Consider the following 13,112-nt stretch of genomic DNA (forward strand, 5'->3'; position numbering starts at 1 on the left):
AATCCTGTAGGGAAATCAGCGGTCCTTCTGCCAAATTCGCTTGGCTGCGCCAAGGCCTTAAGGCACCGCTGCCGGGCTTTAGTTATGCTCCGGTCCTGTTATATACCACCGCCTCCAATGCATAGGCCCTGCCAAGAATGACCGATTCCGTCGTTACCCGCTTCGCTCCCTCGCCGACCGGCTTCCTCCACATCGGAGGCGCCCGCACGGCGCTGTTCAACTGGCTCTATGCGAAGAAGCACGGCGGCAAGATGCTGCTCCGGATCGAGGACACCGACCGGGAGCGCTCGACCGAGGCCGCGATCGGCGCGATTCTGGACGGGCTGAAATGGCTGGAGCTCGGCTGGGATGGCGACGTCATCTACCAGTTCAGCCGCGCCGCCCGGCACCGCGAGGTTGCCGAGCAGTTGCTCGCCGACGGCAAGGCCTATCGCTGCTACGCCACCGCCGAGGAGCTCGCCGCCATGCGCGAGAAGGCACGCGCCGAGGGGCGCACCCGCCTCTATGACGGCATGTGGCGCGACCGCGATCCGGCCACCGCACCATCCGACGTCAAGCCGACCATCCGCCTGCGCGCGCCGCAGACCGGCGAGACCGTGATCGAGGACCAGGTCCAGGGCCGCGTGGTCTGGCAGAACGAGAACCTCGACGACCTCGTCCTGCTGCGCGGCGATGGCAACCCCACCTACATGCTCGCGGTGGTCGTGGACGACCACGACATGGGCGTCACCCACGTCATCCGCGGCGACGACCACCTGATCAACGCCGCGCGCCAGAAGCAGATCTACGATGCGATGGGCTGGGCGTTGCCGAACATGTCCCACATCCCGCTGATCCACGGTCCGGACGGCTCGAAACTGTCGAAGCGGCACGGCGCGCTCGGCGTCGATGCCTACCGCGCCATGGGTTACCTCCCGGCCGCGCTCCGCAACTACCTTGTCCGGCTCGGCTGGAGTCATGGCGACCAGGAGATCTTCTCGACCGAGGAGATGGTCGCAGCCTTCGACCTCGCCAATGTCGGCCGCGCCGCCGCTCGCTTCGACTTCGCCAAGCTGGAAAACCTCAACGGCCATTACATCCGTCACGCCGACGATCAATCGCTCGTGAGGATGTTCGAGGACGTGCTCGACCACGTCGTGCCCGCCCGCGACGAGATTAAGGCCAAGTTAAACGACACCACGCGCGGCCAGCTGCTCAAGGCGATGCCGGCCCTGAAGGAGCGGGCCAAGACGTTGCTCGAGCTGATCGACGGCGCCTATTTCATCTTCGCCGACCGCCCGTTGCAGCTCGATCCGAAGGCAGCAGCTCTGCTAACGCCTGATAATCGCAAGCTGATCGGCCAGCTTCATTCCGCGCTGGAGAATGTCGAAACCTGGAGCGGCGCCACGACGGAGGCCGCGCTGCGCGCTTTTGCCGAGGAAAATAGTCTCAAGCTCGGCGCGGTTGCTCAGCCGTTGCGGGCGGCGCTCACCGGCCGCACCACCTCGCCTGGTATTTTTGAGGTCTTGGACGTGCTGGGACGCCAGGAGAGCCTCGCCCGGCTCAAGGATCAGGCCAAGGACTAAGCAAGAACTAGGCAAGGACGATGCTACGACCTAAGTCGGCCATGGCTGCCATGATCTTGCAGCGCACACAGCAATAATATACCCATCTTGGCCGTACCTTCTGGAACATCCGGCCTGTCCCACCATGTCTCGGGGCCTTCCGGGTCCGGCCCGTTTCACCTTACATCGGGGACCTCTGATGGACGCAAAAGAAAGCCCAAAGACCGCCACGCTGACGGTTGGAAACAAGAACTACGATCTCCCGATCCACAGCGGCAGCGTCGGGCCTGACGTCGTCGATATAGGCAAGCTGTACGGCCAGTCCGGCCTGTTCACCTACGATCCCGGCTTCACCTCGACCGCGAGCTGCCAGTCCAAGATCACCTATATCGACGGTGACGCGGGCGTTCTGGAATACCGCGGCTACCCGATCGAGCAACTGGCCGAGAATGGCGACTTCCTCGAGACCTGCTATCTGCTGCTCTACGGGGATCTCCCGACCGCCGCGCAGAAGAAGGATTTCGACGACCGCGTGATCCATCACACGATGGTGCACGAGCAGATGGCCCGTTTCTTCCAGGGCTTCCGCCGCGACGCCCACCCGATGGCTGTCATGGTGGCTTCGGTCGGCGCTCTCGCCGCGTTCTATCACGACTCGACCGACATCAACGATCCGAAGCAGCGCATGATCGCTTCCATGCGCATGATCGCGAAGATCCCGACGCTGGCGGCGATGGCCTACAAATACACCATCGGCCAGCCCTTCGTGTACCCGAAGAACTCGCTGAAGTTCGCCGAAAACTTCCTGAACATGTGCTTCGCGGTGCCGTGCGAGGAGTACAAGATCAACCCGGTGCTCGCTGACGCGCTGGACAAGATCTTCATCCTGCACGCCGATCACGAGCAGAATGCCTCGACCTCGACGGTGCGTATCGCCGGCTCCTCCGGCGCCAACCCGTTCGCCTGCATCGCCGCCGGCATCGCCTGCCTCTGGGGCCCGGCGCATGGCGGCGCCAACGAAGCCGCGCTTGCGATGCTTGCCGAGATCGGCACCGTGGACAAGATCCCCGAGTTCATCGCCAAGGTGAAGGACAAGAACTCCGAGGTCCGCCTGATGGGCTTCGGTCATCGCGTTTACAAGAACTATGATCCGCGCGCCAAGATCATGCAGAAGATGTGTCACGCCGTGCTCAAGGAGACCGGCCATGGCGACGATCCGATGCTGAAGGTGGCGCTCGAGCTCGAGAAGATCGCGCTCAGCGACCAGTACTTCATCGACCGCAAGCTGTACCCGAACGTCGACTTCTATTCGGGCATCACGCTGAAGGCGATGGGCTTCCCGGTCTCGATGTTCACCGTGCTGTTCGCGGTCGCCCGCACCGTCGGCTGGATCAGCCAGTGGAGCGAGATGATCGAGGACCCGCAGCAGAAGATCGGCCGTCCGCGCCAGCTCTACACCGGCGTCACCCGCCGCGACTACGTCGCGATCAAGGATCGCAAGTAAGTCTAGACTTTAGGTCTTACGAAACGGCGCCATCGCAAGATGGCGCCGTTTTTGTTTGCGCACCCTACGAACTGATAAGGATGCAGCTGGTCTTGTGCCGCGCACAACAACAAGTCGGCCCATCACACCGACGAGCGCTTGACAGTTGAAACGCTCCGTAGGCAAATTCTTACTCTAAGTAAGAATGACGATAGGGATGGAAATGCCGGAGCAGCCGAGAAGTCGGCGGCAGACGCGTGCCGCCATTTTGACTCATTTGCTTCAGTCCGGCGGCTCATTCCGGCCGCCGCTGGCGAAAGCTGTACGCCTGTCCGAAGCAAGCCTGTCGCGCATCCTGTTTGACCTGAAGGCCGAAGGCCTGATCGAGGAAGTCAGACGCCCTGCCCCTTACGTCGGCGGCCCCACTGGCCTGGTATCGCTCGATCCCGCGGTGGCGCTTGCGGCGCTCGAGCTCACCGGACAATGGCTCAGCGTCGGCGTTGGTAGTCTGTCGGGCGAGTTGCATTACACCGGGCGAGTGCCGCTGCCGAGAAAGCCGACCGTCGAAACCGTCGGCCGGGTGTTCGGCGAAGCGTTGAATTTGCTGCGCGACTGGACGCGGCGGCGGCGCATCAGGCTCGCGCAGGTTGGTGTCACTGTTCCCGGCCTCGGTCGCCTGAGTGAGTTTGGCAACCCCATCATCCCCTGCGACGTCGGACAGATCGGCGACATGGTCGGCGAGATGTTCGCGGGCGTGCCTGTCACCTTCACCAATTCGGTGGTGGCGCATGCCTCGTTTCATCGTTGCCGCACGGAAAACTATCCCTGCAGCGACCCACACCTGTTCGTGTTCGTCGGCCAAGGCGTTGCCGGTGCCTGGGTCGACGATCCGAGCGAGGACGACGCGCTCGACCCGGTCGAGCTCGGCCACATGGTGTTCGGGACCGACGGCCCTCGCTGCCGCTGCGGTCATCACGGCTGCGTCGAAGCCTACACGTCGCTGCCGGCGTTGGCCGAGCTGCTGCGCACCACCGAGGCAGAACTGGTCCAGCTCGGCAGTGATTGGGTGACGACGATCCCCCTCACCGCGCGGGTACGCCAGGAACTGCGCCAACGCCTCTTCAGACTTGGCCTCGCCATCGGCAACACATTGAACGTCAAGCCATGCCGTGGCGTTGTCGTCAGCGGCTGGCCGTCGTTGCTCGACGAGAACGGTCGCAAGGCCGTGGTCGATGGGATCGATGCCTGTCTGCTCGGCGGCCGGAAACTGGCGCAGGTATCGCTCGCCTTCGTGCCGCCGTCGACCGGCAACGATCCGCAAGCGGCACTCGCCTTCGCCGCCTTCTGCCTCGCGAGATCCGGCGGCATGCCGGCCGCATCGACGGAGGCCGCCTGACATGACCTAAGTCGCGTGCGGCTCGCGCACGCCAACAACAGCGCCAAAACAGCGCAAACAAACTTCACACCCGGGAGGAACTGCCATGACAATCGCAACAACAAGGCGTCGTCTGCTCGCTGGAACCGCTGCCGCGCTCGCGCTGCCGGCCTTTGCCCGTGCGCAAGGCGCCGTCAAGCCGCGCCTCACCGCCATCTCGCAATGGTCTGCCGGTAGCGACGGTGCCGCGATCACGGCGCTTGGCAAGAAATTCGAGGAAAAGGGCGGCGTCTGGCAGCACTCGCCCGTCCCCGGCTTCACCACCGACATGATGAACAAGCTGCGCGCCCAGATCATCGCCGGCGATCCGCCGGCCTGTTCGCAGCTCAAGGGTCCCGAGATTGCCGCCTGGTCGAAGATTGCTCCGACCGTCGATCTCGACGCCGTAGTCGCGGCTGCCGGCTATGAGAAGGTCGTCGCGCCGGACCTTGCAAAATTGCACAAGCCAGGAGGCAAGTGGATTGCGCTGCCGTTGCAGATCTACAGCACAAACATGCTCTTCCTCTCCAAGCGCGGAATGGACAAGGCCAAGGCCGACAAGGTCCCCGTCACCTGGGCTGACTTCAATGACCTTGCCGAGAAAATGAAGTCGGCCGGAATGGCCTACCCCCTCGCCAACGGCGGCACCCGCGCCGACGATGGGCAGAAATTCGAGGCGTCCCTGGCCGGCATCAGTCCGACGGCATACCGCGCCGCCTGCATGAATCTCGACAAGAAGGCGCTGGAGGGCCCTGAGATGAAGGCAGCCTTCGCGCAGACGCGCAAGATCTCCGACTGGTGTGACCCCAATGTCGGCGCCCAACCCTATGCCAACAATTTGAAGCGCTTCGTCGACGGCGACATGGGCATGTTGATCATGGGCGGCTGGGCGCAGGGCGTGTTGAAGAACGCCGGCTTCAAGTTTGACGACTACGTCATCACCCCCGGTCCCAGCGACAACAGCAAGCCCGTCTTCCTGTTGAATGCCGATGCCTTCATCTTCTGGCAGCGCAAGGAGGCTGATCTGCAGGCCGGCCAGATGTTGATGGCGCAACTCGTGATGGATCCGGCGATCCAGACCATGTATTCGCAGATCACGGGATCGATCCCCGTCCGCACCGACGTGGATCTGTCCGGCGAAGGCTGGTCGGATGGTCAACGGACAACTGCGGCCGCACTGAAGAATGCCGTTGGCAACAATCAGGCCGTCCTCAGCCTCGCGCACAACATGGCGCAGGAAAACGGTCTCACCGCTGCGATGATCGACGTCATCACCGAATATGTGAAGAACAAGACGATCAAGCCGGAGGAGGCCGTCAGCCGCCTCGCCGACGCCGTCGAGGGCGCACGTTGACCGACGTCGCCTCGACAGCAGTGCGACCCGGCCGGTCGGCGACCTCCGAGGCGGTGCGCCGGCTGCCCGAATTTCTGATGATCTGGGTGCCGCTGCTGTTATCGGCAGCGCACCTCATTTCGTTTTCGATCTGGACGATCTGGATTTCGTTCACGCCCTCAACCCTTGTCCCTGTTACGGGCACGGTCGGCTTGCGCAACTACACCGCGGTCCTGGCGTCACGGAACTGGCAGATCGCCTTCGACAACCTGTTGTTGTTCGGCACCGCTTTCGTGCTGCTCAGCCTGGTCACCGGCCTCTTGCTCGCGATCCTGCTCGATCAGCGCATTCGCGGCGAGAACGTGCTGCGGACCATCTTTCTCTATCCGCTGGCGGTGTCGTTCGTGGTCACCGGAACGGTCTGGAGCTGGCTGCTCAATCCCGGCATCGGGATCGAGAAGCTCGTCCATGATCTCGGCTGGATGACGTTCAAGTTCGACTGGCTGGTCAACCGCGACATGGCGATCTGGACGATTGTGATTGCAGCGATCTGGCAATCCTCGGGCTTCGCCATGGCCCTGTTCCTGGCCGGCCTTCGCTCCGTCGACGCCGACATTATCAGGGCCGCGCAGATCGATGGCGCAGGACCGTTCCGAACCTATCGGCGCGTCATTTTGCCGACGCTTTGGCCAATCACCATCACCGTCGTCGTGGTCCAGCTGCAATTTGCGATTTCGGCCTTCGATCTCGTCCGCGCGCTCACCAATGGCGGCCCCGGGATCGCCACCCAGCTGCCGGCGCTTGTCGTCTATGATCTGATGTTCCAGCGCAGCCAGCTCGGCCGCGGTGCGGCGGCTGCGGTGCTGATGTTGCTCATCCTTCTCGCGGTGCTGCTGCCCTATGCAGCGTGGCGTTATGTCCAGCGACGGCAGGCCACCCATGCGTGACCGAAGCTTCGCGCCGAGCCGCGCTCTGATTTATCTGATCGTGACCTTGTTCGCGGCCGCCTATCTCGCGCCGCTGGTCGTCGTCGTGCTGAACTCGCTCCGGACCAACGAGGAGATCGCGCAGGGTTCGATGATCGGCTGGCCACAACATTGGGCCTGGGGCAACTACGCCCTGGCCTGGAGCGGCTTCTGCGTCGCCGAGACCTGCAACGGCATCCGGCCGTACATGTTCAACTCAGCGCTTATCACGATCCCGGCGACGATCTTCTCGACCCTGCTCGGTGCAGTCGCCGGTTACGCCGTGTCGCTCTGGCGCTTTCGTGGCGACGTTTGGATCTACGGCATCGTCACCCTCGGCCTCTTCCTGCCCCAACAGATGCGCCTGTTGCCCTGGACCATCGTGCTGCGGGACATCGGGCTCATCAACACGCTGTGGGGGCTCGTGCTGATTCACACGATTCAGGGGCTCTCCTTCACCGTGCTGTTCTGCCGGAATTACTATATCGCCATTCCGCATGAACTGATCCGGGCAGCGCGCATCGATGGTGCCGGGTTCTTTCGGATCTTCTGGCGCATCATTCTGCCCCTCTCCTCCCCGATCCTGATCGTCACCGTGATCTGGCAGTTCACCCATATATGGAACGAGTTCCTGTTTGGTGTGACCTTCACCACCGGCCAGCAGCAGCCCGTCACGGCCGCGCTCATCGCGCTGTCCGCCCCGGTCGCAGATATCCCCAAGCATGGTGTGCAGAGCGCGGCGGTGATCATCGCAGCCCTGCCCACCTTGCTGATCTATCTCTTCGGCGGCAGGTATTTTGTACGCGGCCTCACTGCCGGGGCCGTGAAATGATGGATATGTCATGGCAGCACTGAGCATTCGCGCCCTGTCGAAGCGCTACGCCAATCTCGAGGTGCTCAAGGGCATCGACCTCGACATCGAGAGCGGCGAATTCACCGTGCTGGTCGGGCCGTCCGGCTGCGGCAAGTCCACGCTGCTCAACATCGTCGCCGGGCTCGATCGCGCCAGCGACGGCACGATCGAGATCGGCGGGCGTGTGGTCAATGACGTGCCGCCCAAGGACCGCGACATCGCCATGGTGTTCCAGTCCTACGCGCTCTATCCGTCAATGACGGTGCGCCAGAACATCACCTTCGGCATGGAATGCCGGGGCGTCGCCAAGGCGGAGCAGGAAAAGGCCGTGGCCAACGTCGCCAGGCTGCTCCAGATCGAGCCGCTGCTCGGCCGCAAGCCGTCGCAACTGTCAGGCGGCCAACGCCAGCGCGTGGCGATGGGGCGTGCGCTGGTGCGCGATCCCCTGCTCTTCCTGTTCGACGAGCCGTTGTCGAACCTCGATGCCAAGCTGCGCGTCGAGATGCGCATGGAGATCAAGCGGCTGCACCAGCGCATCGGTGCCACCATCATCTATGTCACCCACGACCAGATTGAGGCGATGACGATGGCCACCCGCATCGCGGTGATGCATCGCGGCGTGGTGCAGCAATTCGCCGACCCCGACACCGTCTACCGCTATCCCGCCAACCTGTTCGTCGCCCGCTTCATGGGTTCGCCGCCGATGAACACGATGCCGGCCCGGCTCGAAGCTGACGCGGGCGGACCCGTGGTGGTGATCGGCGCAGGCCGGCCGGACGAGGTCCGCCTCCGCCTGCAAGGCTACGAGGCGGCGACGTCCTATGTCGGCCGTGAGGTGGTGCTCGGGATCAGGCCCGAATGCATCGCCGAGGGCGACCGCGTGTTCTCCGCTGCGGTAGGCCCGCCCGTCATCGTCACCGCACCCGTCGAGCTCGTCGAGCCCACCGGTGCGGAGACCATCGTCCTGCTGCGGCTCGGTGGCGAGCCCGCGCAGGCCCGCATCTCGCCGGACATCCGCCCCGCGCCGGGCGCGACCGCCTCCTTTGCCCTGGATACCCGCCGCATTTGCCTGTTCGACCCTGAGACGGAGCGACTGATCGCATGACCCAGACGACCTACGCCGACCTCGCCGATCGCGTGGTGGTGATTACCGGAGGCGCCAGCGGCATCGGCGCCGCCTTTGTCCGCGCGTTTGCAGCTCAGGGCTCTCACGTCGCCTTCCTCGACCTCGACACGCAGGCGGGCGAAGCGCTCGCGCAGGAGGTGGCGAAGACCTCCGGCACGGCACCGCTGTTCGTGCCCTGCGACCTCATGGATATCGACGCCCTGCGCGCCGCGCTTTCAAAGGTGCACGCATCGCTCGGCAATGCCGCGGTTCTCGTCAACAACGCCGCCAATGACCAGCGCCAGGTGCTCTCTGATGTCACTCCGGGAGAGTTCGACTGGATGATCGGTGTCAATTTCAAGCACGTCTTCTTTGCCGCACAAGCCGTCGTGCCGCAGATGCAGGCGCGCGGCAGCGGTTCGATCATCAACATGTCCTCGATCGCCTGGATGCGCGGCGCACCAGGGCTTCCGGTCTATGCCGGCGCCAAGGCAGCCATCGTCGGCTTCACCAATTCGCTCGGCCGCAAGTTCGGTCCGGACCGGATCCGCGTCAACGCGATTGCACCGGGGATGGTGATCACCGAACGGCAGCGCCGTCTGTGGTATCCGGATGAACAGGTCATCACCGAGATGCGCACGCGCCAGGCCATTCCCGATGCGGTGACACCCGAGGATATCGCCAGCATGGCCGTATACCTCGCCTCCGACGCGAGCCAGCGCATCACCTGCCAGTGTTTCCGGGTCGACGGCGGGCTGGCCTAGCCAATACCTATCAGGCGGGACACGGAATCCCGCCCGCATCCACGCTCATTTCTTGATGTCGGCTGCGACCAGCACGCGGTGGCCGGTCAGAAGATCATGCAGCGCTTGCAAGGCGGCGACGCCGCAATGCGTGTCCTGCTCACCATTGCCGCCGCTGAGTCCGACGCCGCCGACCACCTCGTCGTCGACCACGATCGGAAAACCGCCGACGAACACGGCGAATTTGCCTTCGAAGCTCCACTGGATACCGAACGCCTCATTGCCGGGAAGCGCTGGTCCGTTCGGCGTCTGGTTGAACAAGTGTGTCGAGCGCTTGTGGCCGGCTGCCGTGAAGGCCTTGTTCCAGGCGATTTGCGGCCCGGTGACGCGCGCGCCGTCCATCCGTTCGAGGACGATCGGGTAACCGCCATCGTCCACGATGCAAACCGTCTCGAGCACGCCGATGTCCGCGGCCTTCTGCAACGCTGCGGCCGCCATGTGCCTGGCTTCCGCCAGTTCAAGCTTGAGCGATTTCCTCATCTCATCCCTTTTTCGTCTGCAGCGATACCGCGCGTGCGGCGTCGCGTGGATTTTCAGCAACCGCGATACACGGTCTTGATCTGCGTATAGAATTCGAGCCCGGCGCGGCCGGACTCGCGGAAGGTCGAAGTGCTCGACCGCTTCAGGCCTCCGAACGGCGCATTGATCAGATTGCCGGTCGTGGTCCGGTTGATCTTGACGGTCCCCGACTGAATGTCATTGGCGAAATCGTGCATGATGCGCGGGTTTCGCGTCGCGATCGCAGCCGACAATCCGTATTCGGTGTCGTTGGCCTTGGCGATGGCATCTGCATAGGACTCGACCTCGATGATCGCGATGACGGGCCCGAAGATTTCCTCACGCGCGATCGTCATCTGCTGCGTGACATCGGTGAAGATCGCCGGCGCGACGTAGTAACCGCCGTCATAGCCAGCGCCCGAGAGCCGCTCGCCGCCACAGAGGAGCGTCGCCTCCCGCTTTCCAATTTCGATGTAACGCAACACGGTGTCGAGTTGCCTCGCGGTCGCGAGCGGCCCGAGGTCCATGCCGGCCGTCAGCCCGCTGCCGATCTTCAAGGCCTTGACCCGGGCCACCAGCCGCTCCGTGAACTCCGCACGCACCTGCTTCATGACCAGCACGCGGCTGGTGCCGGTGCAGGCCTGGCCAGCCAGCGACAGCCCGCCCTTCACGGTCAGGTCGACCGCCTTGTCGAGATCGGCATCGTCCATCACGATCAGCGGATTCTTGCCGCCGAGCTCCATCTGCGTGCGCGTCGTGAAGCTGACCGACCGGCAGATCTGTTCGCCAGCCGTTGTCGATCCGGTAAAGGAAATAGCGCGGATCTCCGGCGCTGCGGTGATGGCGGGGCCGACCTCGCCGGCCGAGCCGGTGACGAAGTTCAGGGCGCCCTTGGGCAGCCCGGCCGCCACCAGCGCCTCGGCAAGACGATAGCCGCTTAGCGGCGCATCCGACGACGGCTTGAACACCACCGTATTGCCGGTCATCAACGCAGGCGCGATCTTGCGGGCCGGGATCGAGATGGGAAAATTCCACGGGGTGATGACCGACACAGCGCCGAGCGGCTCGCGCAGCGTGTAGACCGTCATGTCAGGATCATCATTGGGAAAGACCTCGCCGGCGAGCGACTGGCCCTCGACGGCATAGAATCGCAGCGTCTGTGCCGAGCGCAGGACCTCGTCCCTGGCGAGGTTGAGCGCCTTACCCATCTCGCGCGTCATCTCCCGCGCAATCTGGTCGGCCTGCGCCTCGAGACGATCGGCCGCGCAATTGAGAATCGCTGCGCGCGCCGAGACCGGCGTTTTCCTCCAGCGCTCGCTTGCGGCCACGGCCGCATTGACCGCGAGCTTCGCCTCGGCAGCCGTCGAGGCCTGGAAGCGACCGACAATGTCGGACGTATCAGCGGGATTGGTGTTGTCGAACGGCTTCGCAACGCCCCGCAACTGCTCGCCATTGATGAGGTTCGGGAACTCCTCGACCCGCAGTCTTGCCTCGGGACCACGGAGGCTCGCTGTCGCAGTGTCACTCATCATCGTTGTACCTTCTTCAATGCCAGATCAGGACCGCTGAGATCGTCGAGGTCACCAGCCCCGCCAGCACCGGCACCATCACCGTCTGGACGATCTGGAAGACCGGCACGCGCGCGAACCCGGCCACCGCGATCAGAGACGACCAGGCCACCAGCGTGCCGCCACCCGTCCACACCGCGCCCATCTGGCCGATGGCCGCGAGCGTCGCGGGATCGAGCCCGACAGTTGGCGCCAACGCGCCCGAGAGCGATCCGGTCAGCGGCAGGCCGGCAAAACCCGATCCATCGATCCCGGTAATCATGCCCGCAATCAGAACGCCGAACGACACAAAGACCTGGTTTGCCGGAATCCAATGCTGCGCAGCCTGAACCAGTTCGAACAGGAGATTGGGGGCCTGGGCCGCAGGGACACCGAGAATCGGGGCGGACAATCCCGGTTCGGCGCCGAGGAAGAAGAAACCGGCGATCGGCAGCACGGACCCCATGGCCTTGAACGCGAAGATGAAGCCCTCGGTGACATGGTCGGCGCTGACATCGAGGAATTTGCGCAAGTCGTCGGTGACGAACGAGGCGCAGATCATCAGCACGGCGGCAACGCCGCCAACCAGCGCCGCGGCGTCACCGCCTTTGAGATCATGGCCGATCCCGAGCTTGGCGAGCACCATCACGACAATGACGCCGAGGAAGGCGAGCGGCGTCACCACCGCAAAAATCTTCGACCATTTTTCGCGGGAACCGGGAATCGAGGAAAGCGCCTTGTCGATCTGCGCCTGGCTCGCAAGCGGCGTCTGGTCGCCGGCAGTACCCCGGGCGATCTCGACCTTGTCGAAAGTGCCCTCCTCTGCGATGCGCGCCAATTCGCCATTGCTCGACTGCGCCTGCCAGCGCTCGAGCAGCCTGTCATCCGGCTTGGCGATGAGCTTGCGAATGGCAAAGTAGCCCAGCACAAGCGCGACGCCGCCGGTGATCAGCGACAGCACCAGCGCCCGGTCCGCGACCGCGGCAGCGCTGACCGCTGCACCCGCCGCCTTGGCACTGATGCCCGGAGCGACGCCAATGACGTAATCCGACGACAGCGCCATGCCCTGGCCTGCGATCGCGATCGCCAGCGCACCACCGAGCGGCGGCAGTCCCGCCGCGATCGCCGCGGGCAGCAGCACCGCCGACACCAGCGGCACCGCCGGTGTCGGCCAGAAGAACAGCGAGATCACGTAGGTGATGCCGGCGAGAACAAAATAGGCCGTGTGTCCGTCCTTCATCACCGCGCGGAAGGGCTCCACCATCCTGATGTCGGACCGCAGCACCTTGAGCGCATTGAGCAGCGCGGTCATCAGCGCGATCACCAGGAAGATGTTGAACAGCTCCTTTGCCGCCGTGAAGCTGGCATTGAAGATGCTTCCGAGCGCAGCGATCGGACTGTGCGTCCAGGCGAGCGCAACCAGGAACGTGGCAAGGACCGACGGCACCACCACGTTGGCACGCCAGATCATGGTCAGGACGATGAGGGCCACACCAAACAGGTAGACCCAGTGCGCGGCGACGATCGGAACTTGCGGCATTGTCATGCGATGCGCTCCCCCAGGAAG

11 protein-coding genes are annotated in these 13,112 nt (G+C 64.0%); 8 read left to right on the forward strand and 3 right to left on the reverse strand.

The annotated features are described in order from the left end of the window. Positions 1–137: 137 nt before the first annotated feature. The 8 genes from gltX to M2427_RS08265 all read left to right on the forward strand — a co-directional run bounded on the left by gltX (position 138) and on the right by M2427_RS08265 (position 9,461). Entirely contained in the window at positions 138–1,565 is a 1,428-nt protein-coding gene (gene gltX, locus M2427_RS08230) for a glutamate--tRNA ligase (RefSeq protein WP_280705744.1), read from the forward strand. A gap of 178 nt (positions 1,566–1,743) precedes the next feature. Then, positions 1,744–3,048 (forward strand): citrate synthase, encoded by a 1,305-nt coding sequence (gene gltA, locus M2427_RS08235; protein ID WP_280705745.1) that lies wholly within the window; start codon positions 1,744–1,746, stop codon positions 3,046–3,048. Between the two features lie 196 nt (positions 3,049–3,244). Next, positions 3,245–4,423 (forward strand): ROK family transcriptional regulator, encoded by a 1,179-nt coding sequence (locus tag M2427_RS08240; RefSeq protein WP_280705746.1) that lies wholly within the window; start codon positions 3,245–3,247, stop codon positions 4,421–4,423. A gap of 85 nt (positions 4,424–4,508) precedes the next feature. Further along, positions 4,509–5,795 (forward strand): ABC transporter substrate-binding protein, encoded by a 1,287-nt coding sequence (locus M2427_RS08245; RefSeq protein WP_280705747.1) that lies wholly within the window; start codon positions 4,509–4,511, stop codon positions 5,793–5,795. Continuing rightward, a complete protein-coding gene (locus M2427_RS08250; RefSeq protein ID WP_280705748.1) occupies positions 5,792–6,721 on the forward strand; it encodes a sugar ABC transporter permease in 930 nt (309 codons plus the stop codon). Before M2427_RS08245 ends, M2427_RS08250 begins: the two co-directional genes overlap by 4 nt. Next, entirely contained in the window at positions 6,714–7,571 is an 858-nt protein-coding gene (locus tag M2427_RS08255) for a carbohydrate ABC transporter permease (protein ID WP_280705749.1), read from the forward strand. The genes M2427_RS08250 and M2427_RS08255 overlap by 8 nt, the downstream gene beginning before the upstream one ends. 10 nt (positions 7,572–7,581) lie before the next feature. Further along, the gene (gene ugpC / locus M2427_RS08260) at positions 7,582–8,697 is read left to right on the forward strand and encodes a sn-glycerol-3-phosphate ABC transporter ATP-binding protein UgpC (protein ID WP_280705750.1); all 1,116 of its coding nucleotides are present in this window, start codon (positions 7,582–7,584) and stop codon (positions 8,695–8,697) included. Next, complete coding sequence (locus M2427_RS08265) at positions 8,694–9,461, forward strand: SDR family oxidoreductase (RefSeq protein WP_280705751.1); 768 nt, start codon at positions 8,694–8,696, stop codon at positions 9,459–9,461. Before ugpC ends, M2427_RS08265 begins: the two co-directional genes overlap by 4 nt. Before the next feature lie 45 nt (positions 9,462–9,506). Here the strand turns inward: M2427_RS08265 and M2427_RS08270 are convergent, their stop codons facing one another. Genes M2427_RS08270 through M2427_RS08280 form a run of 3 tightly spaced genes read right to left on the reverse strand, consistent with a single transcriptional unit; the run spans position 9,507 to position 13,091 of the window. Further along, complete coding sequence (locus tag M2427_RS08270) at positions 9,507–9,980, reverse strand: heme-binding protein (protein WP_280705752.1); 474 nt, start codon at positions 9,978–9,980, stop codon at positions 9,507–9,509. 53 nt (positions 9,981–10,033) lie between these two features. Then, positions 10,034–11,530 (reverse strand): aldehyde dehydrogenase family protein, encoded by a 1,497-nt coding sequence (locus tag M2427_RS08275; RefSeq protein WP_280705753.1) that lies wholly within the window; start codon positions 11,528–11,530, stop codon positions 10,034–10,036. A gap of 13 nt (positions 11,531–11,543) precedes the next feature. After that, positions 11,544–13,091: a hypothetical protein gene (locus M2427_RS08280; protein ID WP_280705754.1), complete on the reverse strand. Its 1,548-nt coding sequence runs from the start codon at positions 13,089–13,091 to the stop codon at positions 11,544–11,546. Positions 13,092–13,112: the final 21 nt, after the last annotated feature.

Source organism: Bradyrhizobium sp. BR13661 (genome assembly GCF_029892425.1).
Taxonomy (GTDB): domain Bacteria; phylum Pseudomonadota; class Alphaproteobacteria; order Rhizobiales; family Xanthobacteraceae; genus Bradyrhizobium.